This is a genomic window from Sporosarcina aquimarina (genome assembly GCF_023715615.1).
In the GTDB taxonomy this organism is placed as follows: Bacteria; Bacillota; Bacilli; order Bacillales_A; family Planococcaceae; genus Sporosarcina; species Sporosarcina aquimarina_A.
Genome location: NZ_JAMBOM010000002.1, coordinates 297,706 through 319,233 on the forward strand (window position 1 = coordinate 297,706; position 21,528 = coordinate 319,233).

A 21,528-nucleotide genomic window follows, 5' to 3' on the forward strand; every position below is an offset into this window, starting at 1 on the left:
TTTTCACTGAGTTCAATCAAACTACTTTACAGTTTACTCCGCAGGAACATATTTCACAATGTTTTATCCCCATTAGTGTTGTATACTGTAGAAAAACTGAAAGTGTGATTTATATGGTTGACGTAATTATTATTGGTGGTGGTCCTTCAGGATTGATGGCTTCAATTGCTGCTGCAGAATCCGGGAACCGCGTACTCTTGCTCGATAAAGGAAAAAAACTAGGCAATAAGCTAGCCATTTCAGGTGGCGGTCGTTGTAACGTAACAAACCGTCTATCCGTTGAAGAAATTGTAAAACATATCCCCGGCAACGGACGTTTTTTATATGGACCGTTTTCGGTATTTAATAACGAAGACATTATTGCATTTTTCGAAGGGCTTGGTGTGGCATTAAAAGAAGAAGATCATGGGCGCATGTTTCCAGTTTCCAACAAAGCAAAAGACGTGGTCAATGCGTTGCTTAGCGAAATGGCAAGATTAGGCGTTGAAATCAGGACGGAAACGAAAGTGAAAAAGTTGCTCATGAATGAAAACGAAATTCTTGGAGTCCGGTTATTGGACGGCGAAGAAATCCGCGCGAAATCCGTCGTGGTCGCAGTTGGTGGAAAAGCCGTCCCTCACACAGGTAGTACTGGAGACGGTTATCCTTGGGCTGAACAGGCAGGACATACCGTGACGACATTATACCCAACTGAGGTTCCCTTATTATCCAATGAAAAATTCATTGTGGCAAAAGAACTTCAAGGACTTGCGCTTCGCGATGCAGCCGTATCTGTCTTGAACGCGAAAGGCAAAACTCTCGTGACACACCAAATGGACATGCTATTCACTCATTTCGGACTTAGTGGCCCAGCTATTTTACGATGCAGTCAATACGTCGTAAAAGAGCGCATGAAGAACGGAGATCAGCCTGTTGTTATCAAAATTGATGTCTTGCCGGATGATAATGAGGAACAAGTATTCCAGAAGCTAACAGCGATGTTGAAAGAAGATCCGAAAAAAGCATTGAAGAATGCATTGAAAGGAATCGCACCTGAGCGGTGGTTATTGTTCTTGTTTGAACAAGTCGACATGGATGCGAACGAACCTGCGAATACATTCTCCTCGGAAAAGATTCGAAAACTCGCAAATCTGCTGAAGGCTTTTCAGATGAAAGTAAACGGCACCCAACCGATTGAAAAAGCATTTGTTACAGGTGGCGGTGTGTCCGTGAAAGAAATCGAGCCTAAAACGATGGCGTCACGCAAAAAATATGGCTTGTATTTCTGTGGAGAGATTCTTGACATCCACGGCTATACAGGTGGTTATAATATCACATCTGCACTGGTTACAGGAAGACTCGCTGGCATGAATGCGAGCTTACATGCTACTGAAAAAGTGAATGGATAACTGATTGGCCAAGACGTTTCGATTTGCGGAACGTTTTGGCTTTTTTTGATTGAGGAATCCATAGGGGGCGTCATGGAAACGAGCGGGTTCTAGGGCGGAACGGTCGAGTTAACCGTGGAAACGAGCGGGTTCCAGGGCGTAACGGGCGGGTTAACCGTGGAAACGAGCGGGTTCTAGGGCGGAACGGGCGGGTTAACCGTGGAAACGAGCGGGTTCCAGGGCGGAACGGGCGGGTTCAACGTGGAAACGAGCGGGTTCTAGGGCTTAACGGGCGAGATAACCGTGGAAACGAGCGGGTTCCTGGGCAAAACGGTCGGGTTAACCGTGGAAACGAGCGGGTTCCAGGGCGGAACGAGCGGGTTCCAGGGCGGAACGGGCGCGTTAACCGTGGAAACGAGCGGGTTCTAGGCGGAACGGTGGTCGGGTTAACCGCGGAAACGAGCGGGTTCTACGGCGGAACGGGCGGGTTAACCGTGGGAACGGGCGGGTTCTAGGGCGAAACGAGCGGGTTAACCGTGGAAACGAGCGGGTTCCAGGGCGGAACGGGCGGGTTAACCGTGGAAACGAGCGGGTTCTAGGGCGGAACGGGCGGGTTAACCGTGGAAACGAGCGGGTTCTAGGGCGGAACTGGCGGGTTCAACGTGGAAACGAGCGGGTTCCAGGGCGTAACGGGCGGGTTAACCGTGGAAACGAGCGGGTTCTACGGCGGAACGGGCGGGTTAACCGTGGAAACGAGCGGGTTCTAGGGCGGAACGGGCGGGTTCACTGTAGAAACGAGCGGGTTCCAGGGCTTAACGGGCGGGTTGGCCAAGATGAGAGGTCGCGAGAGGATTCTTGCATTCCTCTTTCTAATTCCCCACAAAAAAACACGGAAGAGAGATCAGCCCCTCTTCCGTGCCACATTAATTATCCAACCGCTACAATGTTAACCAAACGTCCTGGAATCGCAATGACTTTCTTTAACTCTTTGCCATCAATCCATTTTTGAACGTCTTCATTTGCAAGAGCCGCTTTTTCCAACTCTTCCTTAGTAATATCTTTATCCACTTCCAGCTTCGCACGAACTTTACCGTTAATTTGAACTGCGATTTCCACTGTATCATCTACTAGCTTATCTGCGTCAAACGTTGGCCAAGGAACATACGTAATTGTCCCTTCATGACCCAACTTCTCCCAAAGCTCTTCAGCCAAGTGTGGCGTGATTGGTGACATAAGCAATACGAAACCTTTAGCATATTCGGTTGGTACGCGATCAGCTTTATAGCATTCGTTGATGAATACCATCAGCTGTGAAATGGCTGTGTTATTGTGCATGCTTTCGAAGTCTTCCGTAACCTTTTTAACCGTCTGGTTGTACACCTTGTCAAGTGTCCCATCGGATTCTCCGCCGATTTTACTACCGAGTGAACCATCCTCATTGACGAACAAGCGCCAAATCCGGTCGAGGAATTTACGGGAACCATCCAATCCATTAGTAGACCATTCTTTAGAAGCTTCCAATGGTCCCATGAACATTTCATAAATACGTAATGTATCTGCACCATGTGAGTGTATAATATCATCCGGATTAATGACGTTACCAAGTGATTTCGACATTTTCACGTTACCTTCACCGAGAATCATTCCTTGGTTGAACAACTTCTGGAATGGCTCTTTCGTTTTAACAACACCGATGTCATACAATACTTTGTGCCAGAAACGTGCATAGAGCAAGTGAAGAACTGCGTGTTCTGCTCCACCTACATAGATATCTACCGGCAACCAACGCTCCGCTAATTCAGGATCAATCAGCATCTCATCATTTTTCGGATCGATATAGCGCAAGTAATACCAGCAGCTACCCGCCCATTGTGGCATCGTATTCGTTTCACGACGACCTTTCATGCCTGTCTTCTGATCGACCACATCTACCCACTCCGTAATATTAGCAAGTGGAGATTCACCCGTTCCACTTGGACGGATATCACCCGTTACAGGAAGTTCAAGTGGCAATTCTGATTCGTCGACCGCAGTCATTGTGCCATCTTCCCAATGGATAATTGGAATCGGCTCGCCCCAGTAACGCTGACGGGAGAACAACCAATCCCGCAAACGATACGTAATTTTCTTCTCGCCTTTTCCTTCTTCAACAAGCCATGCAATCGCCTTTTCTATCGCTTCATCTTTCCCTAGACCATCTAAGAAACCTGAATTCACATGCGTGCCTTCACCTGTATACGCTTCATTCTCGATATTTCCGCCAGCAACCACTTCTGTAACCGTCAATCCGAATTCTTTCGCAAACTCGTAATCGCGCTCATCGTGAGCTGGAACTGCCATAATTGCACCTGTTCCGTATGAAACAAGGACATAATCTGCGATCCAGATTGGCATTTTCTCGCCACTAGCTGGATTCACCGCATACGCACCTGTGAATACTCCTGTTTTCTCTTTCGCAAGATCTGTACGCTCGAGATCACTTTTCAACTTCACTTTATCCAAATACGCAGCAACTGCGTCTTTTTGCTCTGGAGTCGTAATCTGATCCACTAATTTGTGCTCAGGCGCAAGTACTGCATATGTTGCACCAAAAATTGTATCCGGACGTGTTGTGAAGACATCAAAAGACTGCTCGCTGCCTTCAACAGCAAACGTCAACTGCGCACCTTCAGAACGACCAATCCAATTACGTTGCATGTCTTTCAAGCTTTCCGGCCAGTCGAGATCATCCAGATCTTCAAGCAAACGATCCGCATATTCTGTAATACGAAGCACCCATTGGCGCATTGGACGACGTTCTACTGGATGTCCTCCACGTTCAGATTTACCATCGATCACTTCTTCATTCGCAAGTACTGTACCAAGTGCAGGACACCAGTTCACTGCCACTTCGTCCATATACGCAAGTCCACGCTTATACAGTTGAATGAAGATCCATTGCGTCCACTTGTAATACTTTGGATCTGTTGTATTCACTTCACGATCCCAGTCATATGAGAATCCAAGTTCATCCATTTGGCGCTTAAATGTCGCAATGTTTTTTGCTGTAAATTCAGCTGGATCATTTCCTGTATCCAATGCATATTGCTCAGCGGGAAGACCGAACGCATCCCAACCCATTGGGTGCAATACATTATAGCCTTGCTTACGTTTGAACTGACTCAAAATATCAGTCGCAATATACCCTAGTGGGTGACCGACGTGAAGTCCAGCACCTGATGGATATGGGAACATATCCAATGCATAGAATTTGGGTTTTGACGGATCGTCCGTCATTTTATACGTTTGGTTGTCTTTCCAATAGTCACGCCATTTTTGTTCAATCTCAAGGTGCTTGTAGCTCATAATTCAGTTCCTCCTATTCAAAATAAAAAAACTCCCGTCCCCACTAAACAAGGGACGAGAGTGAAGACAGGTTCCCGCGGTACCACCCAAATTGACGGCATACACCGCCCAACTTGACTCCTTAACGCGGAAAATACGGCACGATTGATCACTCACGTGCAGACTCGGAAGTTGAGTTCACCAGGATACCTTACTGACTCGCAGCCATCGTCAGCTCTCTGTAAAGGTCATTCCTGCCTACTACTCTCCGTCAACGTCAAACTCTATTGAAATTCATTTTACTGGAATGAAAGGGTAATGACAAGCTTTTCATGAGGCGACCTCATGCGTTAACATCAATCTTCAAGTCCGCTCCTGTAGAATCTATGATCTCTTGGACAGTATAGCCTTCAAACACCTCTTTTAAAACCAGTCCGTCAGGCGTCACTTCAATCAGACCACGCTCTGTAATTATTTTATTCACTACTTGTTTACCAGTCAGCGGTAAATCACATTGTTTTTTAATTTTCGGCTCGCCTTTTTTAGACACGTGGTCCATAATCACGATGATTTTTTTAGCACCGTGCACAAGATCCATAGCTCCGCCCATCCCTTTAATCACTTTTCCCGGGATCATCCAGTTCGCAAGGTCTCCTTTTTCAGATACTTCCATCCCTCCAAGAATCGCAACATCAATATGTCCTCCTCGGATCATCGCAAACGATTCCGCACTGTCAAAGTAAGCTGCACCTATACTTGCAGTCACCGTCTCTTTACCCGCATTAATGAGATCCGGATCCACTTCGTCTTCTGTTGGAAATGGTCCGATCCCTAGCAACCCATTCTCCGACTGCAACACGACCGTCTTGTCTGGGGATATGTAATTAGCAACGAGAGTCGGCATGCCGATTCCAAGATTGACATAGTCTCCATTTGCTATTTCCTTTTCTGCTCGTCGTGCAATTAGTTCTCTGGAATTTGCTGTTGTCATTATGTTTCGTCCCCTTCCCTTATCGTGTCGTCAATCGTTCAATACGTTTTTCTTGTTCCGCTTGTAGGAGCCCCTGTACGTAAATGCTCGGTGTGTGAATGAATCCAGGGTCAAGTTGGCCAACCTCTACAATTTCTTCAGCTTCTGCAATCGTTACATTCCCTGCAGCAGCCATCATCGGGTTAAAATTCATCGCTGTTTTGTTATAAACCAAGTTTCCAAATGTATCCGCTTTCAGTGCACGCACAAGTGAAAAGTCAGCTGTCAACGATTCTTCAAGAACATATTCCTTACCGTTGAATACTCGGATTTCTTTTCCATCAGCAATTTCAGTACCCACTCCAGCTGGTGTAAAAAATGCGGGAATTCCTGCACCACCTGCTCTGATTTTCTCAGCAAGTGTTCCTTGTGGTGTCAACTCTACTTCCAGCTCACCAGACAACGCTTGACGTTCAAATTCTTTGTTCTCCCCTACATACGAAGCAATCATTTTCTTAATCTGCTTCTCTTTTAATAGAAGACCCAGTCCCCAATCATCGATTCCACAGTTATTTGAAATAATTGTTAAGTCTTTGACACCTTTTTCAACTAGAGCTAAAATGAGCTGCTCCGGAATCCCTACAAGACCGAATCCACCTACCATTAGTGTCATCCCATCTTGAATTGGCTCCACTGCCTCTTTTGCAGATTTGTAAATTGTTTTCATAAGACTAACCTCCTGTACACATACAATTTTACTACGAATCTCTCTCTTTATTTAATCAGACCATTTCGTATTTTGCAATTAAACATCAAGAAAAACCGAAAAGCGTCATCGGCTTTTCGGTTCATAACCACTGCGTTTTAGTGGAACGTCATATAAAAGTGTCGGAAGAACCGCTAGACTCATCAGTCCTGTTAAAATCCATAGCGCAATTTGCACACCGTATAAGTCTGCAAGAATACCGCCGGCGATCGGACCAATCATTTTACCAATCGTCGCTGAAGAATTGACAATTCCTTGATAGAACCCTTCTTTCCCCCTTGGAGCTAGCTGATCAGCAAGCGTAGGGAAAGCTGGCCAAGCTATCATTTCACCAAATGTTAAAATAATCATTGCGATAATGAACACATTAAATGTATTGGCAAAGCTGACAACGAAGAACGAAACGAGCATGATTCCTAAACCAAATAACACTTGTATTTTCACTTTATTTTCTAACCGTGTTATGAGCGGTTTAATGAGTGGTTGTCCCGCTACAATCAGCAATCCATTAATTGTCCAGATGAAACTATATTCCGTCAATGTGATGCCCACAGATGTTGCATGAGTAGAAATCGTGGTCGCCCATTGCGAATATACAAGCCACGTTAGCAGATACCCAATCATGACAATCAACAGCGCGATAAATGGCGCTTTTTTCTTGATACCAGTATTCTCTTTTAAAATTGACGTGTGAACTTCCGGAGCAATACTCATTTGTTTATAGAAGAAAAACGCGATAAAGAAAAATAGGACGTAAAATGCTAGATTCGCAGAGAAGATAAAATCAATATTGACAGAAGCTACAAATCCAGCAAGCGCAGGTCCAATTGCAACCCCTACGTTTTGTGCCAAGTAAATCGAGTTAAAGGAACGCCTTCCACCTTCTGGCCAAACAGTTCCGACCATTGCGTAAAAACTCGGGAAGATGATCCCTCCACTGAATCCTAAAACAGTTAACAAGACAACATACGGTCCCCAAGAATGGTTAATAACTAATCCAATCAATGCAGCAATTGATATGAGAATCCCCGCCATAATCGACTTATAACCGCCAATTTTGTCAAAGAAAAAACCGCCAAGTAAATTACCGACGACTCCTGCTCCCGCATTCGCCATCAATACTAAACCCGCAACGGACAAAGACTTCCCTAAATAATCGTGCATATAAATTGTATTTAACGGCCACAAAAATGAGTTACCGATTACATTTACAAACATCCCAATGATTAAAAGCCATACTTTCCTAGGCAAAGAATATTCGCCTCCCATCTTACAAGCTCAGTATGATTTTATGCCTATCTATGCTAAATGACAAGATGAAAAATGATGTTCGATTATTCAGATGACGATTGTCCTTAAAAAGATGGTACACTATCACTTTAAGGAGTGGTTACAATGGAAGAAAACAACTATCCGTTTCCGTCTGACGGGACACGTTATCATACATGGTCACGTCATTTGAAAGACCGATTCGGTTTTAAAGTATTTAAAGTTGCTCTCGATGCTGGATTTGACTGTCCAAACCGTGACGGTACAGTCGCATTCGGTGGTTGCACGTTTTGCAGTGCTGCTGGATCTGGTGATTTTGCTGGAGACCGCGTCGATCCAATTGATGTCCAATTTGCGGAAATCCGTGATCGCATGCATAAGAAATGGAAGAGTGGCAAGTATATGGCCTATTTCCAAGCCTACACGAATACACATGCTCCTCTTCAAAAGTTAAAAGAGAAATTTGAAGCTGCCCTCGCTCAAGAAGGAGTAGTTGCCTTGTCCATCGCAACACGTCCAGATTGTCTGCCCGACGATGTTGTTGAATATTTGGCAGAGCTGAATGAGCGCACGTATTTATGGGTTGAGCTTGGATTGCAAACGGTCCATGAGAAAACAGCAAAACTTGTCAATCGTGCCCATGACTTCGAACTTTATAAAGAAGGCGTCCAAAAGTTGCGCAACCATAACATCAATGTGTGTACGCACATTATTAACGGATTGCCTGGTGAAGATTTGGATATGATGAAAGAAACAGCGAGTGAAGTGGCTAAACTAGATGTCCAAGGCATCAAGATTCACTTGCTTCATTTGTTAAAAGGTACACCAATGGTCAAGCAGTATGAAAAAGGAATGCTCGAATTCCTTGACCAAGAGACATATGTCAATTTGGTAGTGGATCAGCTTGAAATGCTACCACCTGAAATGATTGTGCATCGCATCACTGGTGACGGCCCCATTGACTTACTGATTGGTCCGATGTGGAGTGTTACGAAATGGGATGTATTAAACGACATCACGCGTGAACTGGAACGTCGGAACAGCTGGCAAGGTAAGCATTATCAGAAAGTGGTCGCTCCCCTGTGAAGGGCGGTGGCTTTCGATTGCGGCGAATTTTGCCACACTCCAAACAGCTGCTGACAGAAGTAATATCTGAAGGAGACATTGTGGTAGATGCCACAATGGGTAATGGCAACGATACGGTTTTTCTAGCACACGCCGTAGGTCCAACCGGCAAAGTATACGCATTCGATATTCAACAACAAGCGCTCGATGCAACAAAAGAACGACTTGGCGATCTATACAGCCGCACGGAGTTAATACTCGATAGTCATTCATCTATCCATGAATACGTCCCTGAAGGAATCACAGCTGCCGTATTCAACTTAGGGTTTTTACCAAACCAAAACGATCATGCCGTGATTACACTTCCAGACACCACTCTACAAGCGCTTCAAGAAACCATGAAGTTGCTAAAACCTGGAGGGATGATTATGATTGCGGTGTATGACGGTCACCCCGGCGGACCTGAAGAACGAGATGCTGTAGTAGAATTCGTTCAACAGCTGGACGCTAAACAGTATCAGGTCGTTCGGCATGAAGTCGTCAATCAACAAAATCACCCTCCGTTTTTACTAATCATTGAGAAAACGAGCCGCAGTGTGTAAATAGAAATATACGAAAAAGACCATTCAACAGGGAATGGTCTTTTTCGTATAGTAGTATCTCGTTTTTAACTATAAAAAAATAATCGGGTATCGAATGCCGTTTTCCACATATACATAAAAGGAACGACTTTTCCAATAAAATAGTTTTACAAATCAATACAAGTCTTGAGCCGATCCTTTGTTTTCTGTGCTATTCAGCTTAGGTAAATGAAAAACCAAAATAGTCGCTGGCAACATGATGACAGCAAAATAACCTAAAACCGTATACTTGAAGTTGATTAAGTTAAACGAATATATACTTACCGGAAACATTACAGCGCTTGTTATTAGGAAAGGGAACATCATCATAAAACGCAACCCAAGACCTTCTTTATAGTTAAAAAGTGTAGTCCATTTTTCTTCATTCATAGTAAACGTCTTTTTCATGACTTTAAACAATAAAAGTAAGAATCCAACATATAGCGCTGAACAGATCATATTCAACAAAATGTAAGATACAACAAACAAAATAATTCCCATGAGCGATCACCTCTGTTTTCTAACAGTGACTCTTATGTTCAATACGGTCGCCAGGGCAAATTAAAGAATAGCCTCAGAGTTTGTAGGTCAGGGCTTTCATTTTTTCTTTTTTGTCTCCCCTTACTGATAAATAACATAAAGTTAAAAATATCTTAAAACAGGATGTTCACATATTTTATTTTCATTCAGTCGATGTATCTGCTTGTTTTTGCTTCTTTTCCAAATACGCTGTACGAATTTTTTCAAGTTGCTGTTTTTTATCAAATTGGGTAGGCTTGAGTTTTTCATGATACTTTGACACTGCCTTCATCCTTTTGTAATCCAACTGATATTTCCCCATGATATCGCCTCCTTTTCTTATCATTCGAAAGTATCTATTAGGCTCGATTGCGATAGTAAGTAATGGGCTTTATTAGAAACACCTTTCTTAAAAAAATAGTAGCTTATCTTCATTGTTAACCTGTTTTCCAAACATATGCATTTTCAATATAATTATGGAAAACTGCTTATATCCTAAAAACACCTGGTCTCACACATCCGATCCATGTAGCTGACATCCGCATGAAGTGCGGTCATACAGTAAAAGTCATACGGTGTTACGACTAAGTAACCACCCCGCTTCCTAGCAGAAGTGGAGTGGTTACTTTGTTCTGTTGATAAAACGAGCAATCCTAAGAGCAACGGCTGCTGCCATCGCTGTGAGGAACTATCCAAATTGGAATACCTGGTTCATTTCATCATATGTCACTATAGAAACAAGGACCGATAGAATGTGGCGCATGCAGACTTTACCGCAGGACACAGCATTCCTATTGTGTCTTAAATCTCAAGAAAGTGCATAAGCGTCCAAAGCTACTAATTAAATCTTACCATTTTTGTTGATTGAAAACAGCACATTTAATAAGATTGACTTCATCTCAGAATAACCAGTTTTATCAGAATGGCCCCGTTAATTAAAATGAATTTTTTCCATATAACTTCGGCATAACTCCACATCAATTAAATCTTGTCTTTCGGTTGTTTCATTAACCAACAATAGTTAAAGAATTGTAAGCAATAAAACTCAACACAATGAATAATTGAATGACAATCCCCACTACGCTGCATATTAAACCTGAAGTCGCTAAACCTTTACCACTCTCGTTTGTTTTTACAATTTCCTTTGTTGCAATTCTTGAGAAAACAACTCCGAGAATACCAAGAACTAAACCAATCATGGGTAAAAAGATTGTAAGTATGCCTAGTGTTAGTGAAATAACAGATTTTGTATTAGTCTCATTTTTTTCAAGCATTTTTTCCATTCATTTTCCCCCTCCTTACTTCTAAAAACGTCTCTATTATGGAACTGTTGTGTACCTGGCACTGTGTAACGCCGTTGATTTCCGTTCCAGACGGACGCGTTCCGGAGGGTGTGACTTGACCCGCTTCCTTCGCTGTGCTCTGTGCAGGGTCTCAAGGCACACGCTGATCCTCCCGGAGTCGCCGTCTTGCACTCCAATCAACTTCGCGTGGTATGCAAGAATAGCGCCCGTTTGGGATATAGAGGGATTACTTATAAAGTATTCGCCATCGAAATGTAAACTTTTTATAAATGAATAACAAACTCTATACCAGTTGGCTTCTCCATAAAATGATCACTATATTCTTTTACAACTAACTCCAATCCTGAAAAATCGTCAGGTAAGGGTGGAGAGACAATGTAGTCGTATTTAAAATAGCCTGTGGAGCCGCTTCCACCATTTTGCCGACAATCGTACTGTTCTCCAAAATATAATTCAAAATCTCCCTGCTCATGCATGTGCGGTGAATCATTTATACCATCCCAATCGACATTAAGATTTATAACGCTAGCATTTTCATACTGTCGTATAAACGTGATCGAATATAAACGTTCATCTATTTCAACTGATTTTAAAACAGGAATATGCTTTCTAAATCCAGTCGGTTCAACACGAGGTCTAAAAAATTCTTCCATTCTTAGCGTCCCGAAAAAAGAACTTAAATAATCTTCATATAAACCATACTTTGTAGCCCACTGAGAGATAGCATCTTCAGATGGAAAACCGAGATTATCTTTCGAGTGATCCTTACGTTGTTTTAATAAAGCACAAATTTGTTCATCTATAAGGTATAGCTGTTCATCATAGTGGTTCGTTGGACGTTCAAACGGCGATTGCTTCATTTTTTCTCCTCCTCAATCTTATATCCGAACTAATATTTCAAGTATTATAACCTCAACAGAAAACGCTAATCTTTTCAAGCATTTTTTTAAAACAATATGGCCATATTGTTGTGTAGCCCATATGCATGAATAGCCCCCTTTAGGGACAATAAATAATCAGATTAAAAACTGAAGCCAGTAATGTTCTGGTTCATGTAATTCTAATGCATCTCGAAGCCATTTTTTCTGATCATCTTCGAGATAATCCTTTACGGTAACAAAGTCTTGATGATCTTTTTCTCTTGTGTTTTTCGCTTTATATAAAAGTACAATTTCCGGATTTAAGTATGGAATGCCTCTTTTTGTTACACTCCAAACGGAATTGATTGGACAGGAAATTCTAGTATCCCTACGGAATTTCCAATCACCGTCTTTCGTTTCATTTAGAAGAATCTCTATGGTGTCTTCAGTCAAAATATTTGAAGCGTGTATTTCGTGAATCGGTAATTCTAAAAACTCATTTTTCCAGGAATGAAGCTCACCTTTAATAACCTTTTTGAACTCCCATCCTTCGAGATAATCCTTTAAATAAATTTGATCCTTTCGGAATACGGCAATCTCTAAATCTTGATGTTCCCTTGTTTCTTTACCAACAAAAAGGTCAATTGCCCATCCACCAGCAAAAAACCAAGTTCTAGCAAATTCAGCCATTAACAAATTAACACTTTGACATTGCTCAATTGACATATAAATCCCCCAAAAAGGACAGCTACTTTTTCAACTAATTTCATTTTTAATCATTGAATAATTCATTGATGTAATTGTATCGACCAAGCACTTTAAAACTTTTATTCGTTTCATCAAATTCGAGTAAAAATACTTCTCCATGCATTCCTAAGTTTATGTTATTATCAACAATTGCTATTCTATTTTCCGAAATTTGAACAACTGTTTCACCATGATAATCACTTAAATATAATGAGGATGGAAAGTCAGATTGAAAAGACGGCGTCGGTTTCAGAGCAATTATTACCAAGCAGACTTAAGTACTAATTTTTTTAAGAACAACTCCAGACGTCAAAAACAGTACTTTATGTAGTATTTGTTAGCACCTACTAATTTCTTGCCTAATCCAAACTTTTTAGAAGCTTCACATATTCACCATACTTGTCTTCCCCAATAAATAGTACGTCAGTAAATCCCTTTTTTTCATATAGATGTCGTGCATGTAAATTGTCCGTATCAACACCAAGCGCTATTTCCGAATAACCAAGCTGCTGGGCATAGTCCAATAAATAATCAAGGATAATTCCGCCTATTCCACGATTTCGATATTCTTCTTTGACGATCATACGAGATAGGTAAATCCGCTTACCTGGAATGGTATAATCTGGATCATTGTTCTTGAAAACCAGCGAACCTTCACCTATAAAATCATTATTTTCAGAATAAATGAAGGTGACTCTGTTTCCACTTATTAGTTCGTCATAGAATGTCTTCGCCATCTTTGGTTGCTTGTCCATATCCCAAATATTATTGCACTTAATATAGTCTTCGTGATTTAACTTTTTTATATTATACGAAGTCATAGTCTATTCCTCACTTAGTTAAATTGTTTAAAAGTATTACATTACACCAGTAAGATTTTTCTCAATCGTTTCATTTACTATCACCACAAAATTTAGGCAAGTACACAAATCAAGCGCAATTCCTAGTATTAGAATCAAACCCTTAAGTTAATAGGTTTATTCTTTTTTGTTCCTTTGAACAAGGGCGATCATAGCTACAGTTAAAAATAGTGCTCCTACTATCTTCATAATTGTATTCCCTTGTTCTCCTAAACTATTAAAAGTGATGGAGAGCATAAATCCACCTATTGCTGTTAAAGAAATTATTAATAATTTCTCCAAAATAATAATCATCTCCTACCCCTTTCATTGGCAGAACAATTAAAGCTTCCAATTCAGCAAAAATCCGCTGTTTCAAATGACTATCATCTTTTTCTAAGTAAATAAGGTACGGAAGATTTACTTTCTATTAATCCCTTTGAATCAGTTATATGTATGTAATCCTCTGCTTTCTGAGAATCCATCCAAGTAATTTCTTCTATTTCTTCTGGCATGGAAATAGTCATCTCTCCACCGATTATTTTCCCTCTAAAAGTAAAGAAAATAGCATGATGTCCTCTATCTTCAAAAAATGCTTCACTTATAGAAAAAATACCATCTAGCTCAACATCTAATCCAGTCTCTTCCTTTGCTTCACGAATTGCAGCTTCTTCAAGTGTTTCCCCTCGCTCTACTGCTCCTCCAGGAAGTGTATAATACGAGGAATTTTCTCCTTTATTTTTAACCATCAATATATTCTCTCTCTGTTCATCGAAGATAAGTACATACGTGACATCTACTCGTTTCATCATTCGAACCCTCACATTTCAGTATGACTAATTTTCCCCATTAATAATTCTTCTTGTTAATACAAAAAAAACCGATCGTTGATTCTGTAAGAAATTATTGTTCTACCTAATATGAACGTACTGGCGAAATCAGATGAAGATACAAAGAATTGTCTACAGGCTCAATTAAGATGGGTCTCATCGGACCGCCAAAACTTACTCTAATCTCTTCTGCTTTTATTACTTTTAAGGCGTCCATCAAAAAACTTCCATCAAGTGAAATACTTAAGTTAGTCTCACCCTTGATTGTATTAATAGTTTGAGTTTCCTCTATTTTCCCTATTTGTGATGCATTTGAGGAAATTCTTATTGTTGAACCATCCTGAATTTCTAAAAATATGTTGTTATTTTTCCATTCACTTGCAAAAAGGCACGCTCTATCGATCCCCTTTAATAGCTGATTTGTGTTTAAAGTAATGCTAGTCTTCGAATTATTTGGTAATAGCGCAGAGATGTTAGGATAGTTCCCTTCAATTAGCCTCGAAAAAAGGGATATTGAATTTAATTTAAATACCATATAGCTGTCTATTACTAGTAGTTTTACTACACCAGCTTCATTATTTATCAACCTGATAAGTTCAATTAAACTCGTAGCTGGGACAGTGAATGAACCTTCTAGATCTGATACTAATGCAATCTTCCTTAATGCTAGTCGTTGGGAATTTGTTGCAACACACGTTAGTTGACTTTCTTTGAAAGTCAGGTTGATACCAGTCAAGACAGGTCTCGACTCACTATTCGAGACTGCAAATACAATTTGTTTTATTATCTCAATCAGCTCAACGTTCGAGATTTCAGTAGATTTTACTTCATCAATTTCAGGGAATTTCGGGTACTCCTCAGCATTTAATCCGGGTAGGGTGGTTAAGATTCCATTGGATTGAATGGTAACTAATCTTTCTTCGTTCACCTTTATATGTATTTTATCGGGTAATTTTTTTACAATCCCATTTAAATATTTGGCTGAAATAACAATGCTACCTACTTTACGAACTTCCAATACTTGTACTCCATCTACTGATAAAGGAATTACTTTTTCAATAACAAGATCAGAATTGCTTCCTACAAGTAGTAAGCAATCATCATAAGCAGTTATCTTAATACCCGTCAAAATAGGGAAAGGTGTTTTTAAAGACACCGCTTTGTTAACATCTGAGATTGCTTTGTTCAGGCATTCTTTGTCTATTAAAAATTCCATAAGAAAATCCACCCCATTTTATCGCTAGTGAAAATAATTTAATAAATCCCAAGGAATGTTACATATTTAACAATACAACCAGTTTGAAGATCAATCCTAATTCATTAACTGAACACGATTGAGGTATTTCAATTTACTTGCTATCCTCCAAATCCTAATAAAGCCATCAGCAACAGTGGTATAGCTAAACTAATCATAAAGAGAATTATTACTGAAAATCCTAGATACTTAAGCTTTCCCTTCTCTTTTCTCTTGATTGCCTGAACACCTAATATAATTCCCCCTAACATAAGTACAATTCCAGATAGTAAAAACATTCCAATAACAACCTTTTCTAAAAAAGTTAGATTTTCAGATATAAGATAGCTCACCCTAAATACAATTACACCTACAATACTTAAAACAAGTGACCATTTACTGTTCTTTTGTGAAGCCAATATTTTCACCTCTCATAGCCGTAAACTATTAATAAAACATCTACCTATAGTTTGCTATGTAATTCGTTTCTTCAAATATTTCCTTGGGATCTTTAACGGTCCATTCTTCAACTGTCATATCCGGATGCAACTCTAAGTAAGATCTGATCATTTTGTATCCTTCGCTGTATCCATATGAATTCGGGATACCATTAGAGCCGCCTATTTTCATTTCTAAAATCTTCTCGCTGTCTGTACTTTCAAGATACGGTTCAATCTTACTCCAATGCTCTTTGTTAAAACTTTCATTTAATACGATATACATATTATTTAAATTAGGATACACGAGAGTCTCGAACATCACAGCCTCCCCTTCCAATGTTAAATGATCTAATCCTGTCAGCAAGTGGTTTTCCTTCAAATTTTTTTCGAACCAGACACTATGATGATACTCATGTGACATACTAGATTTAAAGTAATTATGAAACCTGTTGTAGTAGACGATGATTTTTCCTGACCCAATTGTCGCCATATCGGAAGGGAAGTTTTCATTTTCAGGAAATATACATACAGTTGTTTCCTTATCTGTTGGGAGGACATCTGAGGATTTAACAAGCGATTCCTCAAATACTTCATTTAATTGATCTGTATTCATTTTTTCAATTTGATTCTTTACCCGTTCAAATTCGCTTCTTTTAGTTATCATTCCAGTTAGACTTATAAAATTCGGAAACTCTGCATCTTCATAACAGGCTTCATGCACTGGCGTGATAATTTCCTGTTGAAATAACTTGGAAAGCGTTTCGTCTGGCTGATTTTTCACAGCTGCAAAATAATTTTCATATAACAAGTAAGCATGAATAATATTGAATTCTTGCCCCGTTTTAGGATTTTTAAAAGTATAAGATATATTTTGTTGTTCATTTTCCAAATTTACCTCTTCGTGAGATTGCTCGATTTGCTTACAGGCCGATAAAGTAAAAATAAGAAGTATACAAATTAAAATAGAATATTTCCTTGCACTATTTATTGGATTCATCCCCTTAAAAGAATTGACCGTATTTTACAAAAATATATTATCCAAGATTGCAATTGCAGCACACAATGTTCAACTTGACTTGCAGCCTTTGCGTGCATGATGATTGAGCCTAGAAACAAGTACTATACAGGTCTAACTTTGCCTACTGAGGCTATAATTCCATATACAGTTGCAACGCCAAGTTGCTTGCATGCTATGTACTTTCAATTTGCACTATACATAAATGTTTTTTCGATTAAGCATACAGACAATTAAATAAAATAATCATAGTAATAATAAATAGTCAAAAACAAACTTATTATCATAAACAAGATTAATCCTATAATGATTGGTAAAAAACGAAATTGAAACAGTTTTACTCCTCCTATGTCCACGCCCGTCATTCCTTTTACGTTTGCATGATATAAATTCTGCTCATGATTCGAAAAAAATAAATAAAGCCAAGGGACTGCAAATATCAATAACCCTCCCAAGAAAATCGTCTCCATAAAATCCCACCCAATGAATATAGAAACAGCCCATAACAATATCGTTTCTATTAACATGGTTAGGATGACAATTAATATTTTTTTCAATTAATTCCCTCCAGTAAAACGTTTATTTGCATTATCCATCAAAGGTATTAGAATTAGCATGGTCTTGGTCAAAACTAGAAATTTCTATGAAAATTAACAAGCATGGTAAGATACATAACAATTACAGTTATATGAAAGACATAAATAACTCATCATGGTGTTTTGGACTTTATTACTCTTACCTTTTATAAAGAAGTCAATTAGAGTCAAGATAAAGCCGAAAGCCAAAATAAATATTTCCTTTCCTAAAAGTCGATTTATGCTTACAACACTGCCTATAACCAATTTCAAAATAATAAGCGAATGATTCAAATTTTATATGATGAAACGAATACATGATCGATAAAGATTTTACAATGAATACTAAAAAACCCGCCCAGAGTTACTTTTATACTCCTCAATTCATTATTATTAGTTCTTAATTTCCCATTTAGCGTCCCTCTAAGAGCTAAGCCTATATTTTCATCCTGCAATTCTCCATCCACATACAACTTTTCGCCAGCAAACCACCTATTTTCGACTTGTATTCGATGACCATCATATATTGCTTCAAATACTTTTTTCATTTCGCTCCTCCTTATTTAAACAGCTATAATCCTATTCATTAATAAGCTCAGAACCTTTCTTTTGATGAAGTATGTAACTATTCTTCAAAGAAAATCAATGCCTGTTTTTATACGCATCTGGCAATAGCTGTAGCTGCATCTTTATGTTTAATCAAAATATTATTCTTCTCATCTATCTGGTATTTAACTTCTTCTCTTTCAAGACAATTAAACAAAGAAGCTCTGTTTTCCTTTCTTTGATGACCTTCTTATACTGCATTATTTATGAACTATCTTAGCTGCAACCAGGAATCCTAGGTGAAAATGGGCATCCTCACCGCCTTCTAAAATCATATTTGTCTTTCCGTACATCTAACGCATGCCCATTGATAACTACTGTATGATTACCCTTCCAAGCGATTTCCGCATTCTCTTCACGCGAGTCCCAGTAGATATTTTTGGTCTTGTTCTTTTTTCCATTAAACACCAATTCCCCGCGAACTGAATACGGCGTAGTGGCTCCCCCGTTAGTCACATATGCTTTTAGCGTATACTCTCCATTAGGCGATCTCTCTTCAGTAAGAAACTCTCCTTCTGGCAAACGTTTCATATCAAAGAAAGCCCAATAGACTCCGTAGCCTACCAATGCAACGACTAACAAACTAATTACTCCCAAGAATTTAACAATAATCTTAATAACTCGCTTCCGCTCTGAAACCTCATTGGCCTTTTTATAGCCCAAGATTATTGGACCCCCTTATTCTCAAAACATCCGCTATGAAAATTCACAGATCTCTTACTTTATTTTAAATTTCCACCTTGCAATTAAGTTTTCTCGCACCTGATTCAAGAACTGACTACAGAAATTTCAGAAATTCTCACTTTTATCCAACTATACCATATCACCAACAAATCCCAAATCATTTTTCCCCATTATTGTCGAACAAAAAAAAGCATTGCTTTTCGCAATGCTCTTTCCATGTCATTCACGTTCATACGATCCCTCAACTAAGGCGCGAAATCACTTCAGTTGACGTCAGATCCTCTTTCTCTATCCACTCAATTAGTAACTGTGCAGTCGCCTCTGCACTTCTTAACTTTCCATCTTCTTTATAATTGATGAACTGCTCAAGCATTGGAAATCCATCTACATCGCTCGATCGAATCGTCTCTTGCATACCAGTATCGATAATTCCAGGTGCTATCGAAACAATCCCTACCGGATATTCAACACGCTGCTGTTCTAACCGGATGACTTCTGAAAACCGATCAAGTCCTGCTTTCGTCGTACAGTAGATTCCCCATCCTTCATACGCATTACGGCCAGCACCTGAAGAGATATTAATGATTTGTTTTTTCGCCTTAGAATGACTCAACACACCAATGAATTCATTGGACAACTCAATTGGAGCTGTCAAATTCAATTCAATAGCTTGTTGAAGAGCATTTGTTGACAATTCTCCTACCTTCCCTACTGGTTCCACTGTGCCTGCGTTATTAATAAGTGTAAAAGATTCAGCAGTTGCAAGATAAGGAGTCAACAACCGCTCCATCAGTCCTTGCCTAACTTCTCGACTCGTTAAATCGACTTCTACAAAGTTTTCATAGCCCTTTGGATTGCTACGTGCAATTCCAAATACTAGTGAATCTGTTTTCCTGATTTGTTCGTATAATTCTTCACCGATTCCTTTTGAAGCCCCTGTTACGATATAAACATCCACAACTATCACTCCTTTATGATTAGTAGTGTACCATTTAGGGAATAAAAAAGACCAACCGATTAATCGGTTGGCCTTATTCTCATAAGATTAGTTTAAAACTTTCACCCGTACGGATTTTCGTCCCCACTGGATCGCTTTACTATGTGATGCCATGAATACGTCGATACGATTTCCTTTGATAGCACCGCCAATGTCTCCAGCAACTGCATATCCGTAACCTTCGACGTGTACTTTAGATCCTAGTGGGATCACTAGTGGATCTACTGCGATTACTTTCAATGAAGGATTCTTTTTCAAGTTGAGTCCTGTTTTTGTAATTCCAGAACAACCTTTACAAGAAGCCGTATATGCTGATGAGTTCGCCATGAACTCCTTTTTCACAGTGTCATTGTCTGAACGTGATGGCTTTTTAGCCGGTTTCTTTGAAGCTGTTGTTGTACCACCGCTTACTAATTTCAATGTTTGGTTCGGGTAAATCACTGAAGATTTGATACCGTTCCATTTCATTAAGTTGTTAACAGAAACATTGTGCATCCGTGAAATCTTATATAGTGTGTCGCCTTTTTTCACTTTGTACGTAGACGCTGCTGCTGAACTTTCATGTGTTCCACTGACCATTAGTGCCGTAGCTAAGATAAACGTGAAAATTAGTTTCTTCAAAAGCTCCGCTCCCTTGTTTTTAAGTCTGTGTATAGGTTAACAGCCCAATATTACAGAAAGATTACAGCTAACCACCATTCGCGTTACAATTAAAAGGTGATTATTACAGTTGTCGCAAAGATTCATCTCAAGTTGTTCACTCTCGCAGGAAAGTAATGTATAGTAGAATTAGAAAGTCAAATCAGGACGGTGAACGGAATGCCAATACCTCAAAATCATACAAAACCAGCTCGTCAAACTGCAAAAGAAAGCGCATTCAACCAGCTCCAACAATGGATTATTGATGGGACGTTGAAGCCCGGAGAGAAATTAATCGATAGCGAACTAGCTCAAGCTCTTGGCGTGAGCCGAACACCCATACGTGAATCCCTTCAACTTTTGGAGGTTCAAGGGTTCGTTAAAATGTATCCCGGAAAAGCCACCCAAGTCACGGAAGTCGAACGGGATTCCATCAATGATTTGTTGCCACCTCTAGCTGCGATGCAAGCGCTTGCTGCTGAGTTAGCTGCACCTACTATTTCAAAAGAGACGATTGATGTGTTGAGTAGCCTTAACAAAGAATTTGCTGAAGCTGTACGAAGCGAAGACTATTTTACAGCATTAAAAATTGATGAATCTTTCCACCAAGTCATCGTTGACGCTGCAGCAAACACGTATATCACATCGATTACGTCTTCACTTCAAGTGCACGTTAGACGACTTTTCTTCCATAACTCCATCATTTTGACAGAGCAGTCCATTGATGAACATGAAGAAATAATCAATATGTTAAAAAACAATCGCGCTGACCAAGCTTCAGCTATCATGCGAGGGAATTGGCTACGTGCTATCAACGAATTTCAGTCGCTGAACAACTAAAAACCGGTCTCCCTAATA

Annotated in this window: 24 protein-coding genes and 1 other annotated feature; of the genes, 4 read left to right on the forward strand and 20 right to left on the reverse strand. The window is 39.7% G+C overall.

Features of this window, described 5'->3' with window-relative positions; translation table 11 throughout:
* Window positions 1-113: 113 nt before the first annotated feature.
* Window positions 114-1,388, forward strand: a complete 1,275-nt coding sequence (locus M3197_RS08455) for a BaiN/RdsA family NAD(P)/FAD-dependent oxidoreductase (protein WP_251660648.1) — start codon at window positions 114-116, stop codon at window positions 1,386-1,388.
* A gap of 906 nt (window positions 1,389-2,294) precedes the next feature.
* Here the strand turns inward: M3197_RS08455 and leuS are convergent.
* From leuS to M3197_RS08475, 4 genes are all read right to left on the reverse strand, one after another.
* Window positions 2,295-4,712 carry a leucine--tRNA ligase gene (gene leuS, locus M3197_RS08460; protein WP_251660650.1) on the reverse strand — a complete coding sequence of 806 codons (2,418 nt, stop codon included), beginning with the start codon at window positions 4,710-4,712 and terminating at the stop codon, window positions 2,295-2,297.
* 47 nt (window positions 4,713-4,759) lie between these two features.
* Window positions 4,760-4,975 (reverse strand) — a binding site (T-box leader).
* Window positions 4,976-5,034: 59 nt separating this feature from the next.
* Complete coding sequence (locus tag M3197_RS08465) at window positions 5,035-5,682, reverse strand: 3-oxoacid CoA-transferase subunit B (RefSeq protein ID WP_251660652.1); 648 nt, start codon at window positions 5,680-5,682, stop codon at window positions 5,035-5,037.
* 19 nt (window positions 5,683-5,701) lie between these two features.
* Entirely contained in the window at window positions 5,702-6,388 is a 687-nt protein-coding gene (locus M3197_RS08470; RefSeq protein ID WP_251660654.1) for a CoA transferase subunit A, read from the reverse strand.
* A 105-nt stretch (window positions 6,389-6,493) separates the two neighbouring features.
* Window positions 6,494-7,678: an MDR family MFS transporter gene (locus M3197_RS08475; protein ID WP_251660656.1), complete on the reverse strand. Its 1,185-nt coding sequence runs from the start codon at window positions 7,676-7,678 to the stop codon at window positions 6,494-6,496.
* Between the two features lie 144 nt (window positions 7,679-7,822).
* Between M3197_RS08475 and mnmL the strand changes: the two genes are divergently transcribed.
* Both mnmL and mnmM read left to right on the forward strand, forming a co-directional pair.
* Window positions 7,823-8,782, forward strand: a complete 960-nt coding sequence (gene mnmL / locus M3197_RS08480) for a tRNA modification radical SAM protein MnmL/YtqA (RefSeq protein ID WP_251660658.1) — start codon at window positions 7,823-7,825, stop codon at window positions 8,780-8,782.
* A gap of 17 nt (window positions 8,783-8,799) precedes the next feature.
* Complete coding sequence (mnmM, locus tag M3197_RS08485; protein WP_251660660.1) at window positions 8,800-9,363, forward strand: tRNA 5-(aminomethyl)-2-thiouridylate-methyltransferase MnmM; 564 nt, start codon at window positions 8,800-8,802, stop codon at window positions 9,361-9,363.
* Between the two features lie 153 nt (window positions 9,364-9,516).
* Here mnmM and M3197_RS08490 read toward each other — a convergent pair whose 3' ends face one another.
* The 16 genes from M3197_RS08490 to M3197_RS08565 all read right to left on the reverse strand — a co-directional run bounded on the left by M3197_RS08490 (window position 9,517) and on the right by M3197_RS08565 (window position 20,652).
* Window positions 9,517-9,882: a hypothetical protein gene (locus tag M3197_RS08490; RefSeq protein ID WP_251660662.1), complete on the reverse strand. Its 366-nt coding sequence runs from the start codon at window positions 9,880-9,882 to the stop codon at window positions 9,517-9,519.
* Between the two features lie 181 nt (window positions 9,883-10,063).
* The gene (locus tag M3197_RS08495; protein ID WP_251660664.1) at window positions 10,064-10,222 is read right to left on the reverse strand and encodes a hypothetical protein; all 159 of its coding nucleotides are present in this window, start codon (window positions 10,220-10,222) and stop codon (window positions 10,064-10,066) included.
* Window positions 10,223-10,907: 685 nt separating this feature from the next.
* Entirely contained in the window at window positions 10,908-11,183 is a 276-nt protein-coding gene (locus M3197_RS08500; RefSeq protein WP_349774109.1) for a DUF4190 domain-containing protein, read from the reverse strand.
* 284 nt (window positions 11,184-11,467) lie between these two features.
* Complete coding sequence (locus M3197_RS08505; RefSeq protein ID WP_251660666.1) at window positions 11,468-12,064, reverse strand: hypothetical protein; 597 nt, start codon at window positions 12,062-12,064, stop codon at window positions 11,468-11,470.
* Window positions 12,065-12,220: 156 nt separating this feature from the next.
* Window positions 12,221-12,790, reverse strand: coding sequence for a nucleotidyltransferase domain-containing protein (locus tag M3197_RS08510; RefSeq protein WP_251660668.1), 570 nt, complete (start codon window positions 12,788-12,790; stop codon window positions 12,221-12,223).
* Between the two features lie 380 nt (window positions 12,791-13,170).
* The gene (locus M3197_RS08515; RefSeq protein ID WP_251660670.1) at window positions 13,171-13,632 is read right to left on the reverse strand and encodes a GNAT family N-acetyltransferase; all 462 of its coding nucleotides are present in this window, start codon (window positions 13,630-13,632) and stop codon (window positions 13,171-13,173) included.
* A gap of 156 nt (window positions 13,633-13,788) precedes the next feature.
* Window positions 13,789-13,953: an LPXTG cell wall anchor domain-containing protein gene (locus M3197_RS08520; protein WP_251660671.1), complete on the reverse strand. Its 165-nt coding sequence runs from the start codon at window positions 13,951-13,953 to the stop codon at window positions 13,789-13,791.
* 83 nt (window positions 13,954-14,036) lie between these two features.
* Complete coding sequence (locus M3197_RS08525; protein WP_251660672.1) at window positions 14,037-14,459, reverse strand: NUDIX hydrolase; 423 nt, start codon at window positions 14,457-14,459, stop codon at window positions 14,037-14,039.
* A gap of 106 nt (window positions 14,460-14,565) precedes the next feature.
* Window positions 14,566-15,696, reverse strand: a complete 1,131-nt coding sequence (gene dnaN, locus M3197_RS08530) for a DNA polymerase III subunit beta (protein ID WP_251660675.1) — start codon at window positions 15,694-15,696, stop codon at window positions 14,566-14,568.
* 140 nt (window positions 15,697-15,836) lie between these two features.
* Window positions 15,837-16,142, reverse strand: a complete 306-nt coding sequence (locus tag M3197_RS08535) for a hypothetical protein (protein WP_251660677.1) — start codon at window positions 16,140-16,142, stop codon at window positions 15,837-15,839.
* A gap of 31 nt (window positions 16,143-16,173) precedes the next feature.
* Window positions 16,174-17,151, reverse strand: coding sequence for a DUF2268 domain-containing putative Zn-dependent protease (locus M3197_RS08540; protein WP_251660679.1), 978 nt, complete (start codon window positions 17,149-17,151; stop codon window positions 16,174-16,176).
* Between the two features lie 251 nt (window positions 17,152-17,402).
* Entirely contained in the window at window positions 17,403-17,726 is a 324-nt protein-coding gene (locus M3197_RS08545; protein WP_251660681.1) for a hypothetical protein, read from the reverse strand.
* A 308-nt stretch (window positions 17,727-18,034) separates the two neighbouring features.
* Window positions 18,035-18,292, reverse strand: coding sequence for a hypothetical protein (locus M3197_RS08550; protein ID WP_039044478.1), 258 nt, complete (start codon window positions 18,290-18,292; stop codon window positions 18,035-18,037).
* A gap of 313 nt (window positions 18,293-18,605) precedes the next feature.
* Complete coding sequence (locus M3197_RS08555) at window positions 18,606-18,968, reverse strand: DUF5412 domain-containing protein (RefSeq protein WP_251661035.1); 363 nt, start codon at window positions 18,966-18,968, stop codon at window positions 18,606-18,608.
* 307 nt (window positions 18,969-19,275) lie between these two features.
* Window positions 19,276-19,992, reverse strand: coding sequence for an SDR family NAD(P)-dependent oxidoreductase (locus M3197_RS08560; protein ID WP_251660683.1), 717 nt, complete (start codon window positions 19,990-19,992; stop codon window positions 19,276-19,278).
* An 87-nt stretch (window positions 19,993-20,079) separates the two neighbouring features.
* Entirely contained in the window at window positions 20,080-20,652 is a 573-nt protein-coding gene (locus M3197_RS08565) for a 3D domain-containing protein (protein ID WP_251660685.1), read from the reverse strand.
* Window positions 20,653-20,850: 198 nt separating this feature from the next.
* Here M3197_RS08565 and M3197_RS08570 point away from each other — a divergent pair, with 198 nt between their 5' ends.
* Window positions 20,851-21,510: a GntR family transcriptional regulator gene (locus M3197_RS08570; protein WP_251660687.1), complete on the forward strand. Its 660-nt coding sequence runs from the start codon at window positions 20,851-20,853 to the stop codon at window positions 21,508-21,510.
* Window positions 21,511-21,528 lie beyond the last annotated feature (18 nt).

Bases quoted from the DNA above. Each gene is read 5' to 3' on its own strand.
- M3197_RS08540 (WP_251660679.1), bottom strand. From the start codon at position 17,151: ATGAATCCAATAAATAGTGCAAGGAAATATTCTATTTTAATTTGTATA.
- M3197_RS08510 (WP_251660668.1), bottom strand. From the start codon at position 12,790: ATGTCAATTGAGCAATGTCAAAGTGTTAATTTGTTAATGGCTGAATTT.
- M3197_RS08505 (WP_251660666.1), bottom strand. From the start codon at position 12,064: ATGAAGCAATCGCCGTTTGAACGTCCAACGAACCACTATGATGAACAG.
- M3197_RS08490 (WP_251660662.1), bottom strand. From the start codon at position 9,882: ATGGGAATTATTTTGTTTGTTGTATCTTACATTTTGTTGAATATGATC.
- M3197_RS08495 (WP_251660664.1), bottom strand. From the start codon at position 10,222: ATGGGGAAATATCAGTTGGATTACAAAAGGATGAAGGCAGTGTCAAAG.
- M3197_RS08465 (WP_251660652.1), bottom strand. From the start codon at position 5,682: ATGACAACAGCAAATTCCAGAGAACTAATTGCACGACGAGCAGAAAAG.
- leuS (WP_251660650.1), bottom strand. From the start codon at position 4,712: ATGAGCTACAAGCACCTTGAGATTGAACAAAAATGGCGTGACTATTGG.
- M3197_RS08550 (WP_039044478.1), bottom strand. From the start codon at position 18,292: ATGAAAAAAGTATTTGAAGCAATATATGATGGTCATCGAATACAAGTC.
- mnmL (WP_251660658.1), top strand. From the start codon at position 7,823: ATGGAAGAAAACAACTATCCGTTTCCGTCTGACGGGACACGTTATCAT.
- dnaN (WP_251660675.1), bottom strand. From the start codon at position 15,696: ATGGAATTTTTAATAGACAAAGAATGCCTGAACAAAGCAATCTCAGAT.
- M3197_RS08570 (WP_251660687.1), top strand. From the start codon at position 20,851: ATGCCAATACCTCAAAATCATACAAAACCAGCTCGTCAAACTGCAAAA.
- M3197_RS08500 (WP_349774109.1), bottom strand. From the start codon at position 11,183: ATGGAAAAAATGCTTGAAAAAAATGAGACTAATACAAAATCTGTTATT.
- M3197_RS08470 (WP_251660654.1), bottom strand. From the start codon at position 6,388: ATGAAAACAATTTACAAATCTGCAAAAGAGGCAGTGGAGCCAATTCAA.
- M3197_RS08515 (WP_251660670.1), bottom strand. From the start codon at position 13,632: ATGACTTCGTATAATATAAAAAAGTTAAATCACGAAGACTATATTAAG.
- M3197_RS08455 (WP_251660648.1), top strand. From the start codon at position 114: ATGGTTGACGTAATTATTATTGGTGGTGGTCCTTCAGGATTGATGGCT.
- M3197_RS08525 (WP_251660672.1), bottom strand. From the start codon at position 14,459: ATGAAACGAGTAGATGTCACGTATGTACTTATCTTCGATGAACAGAGA.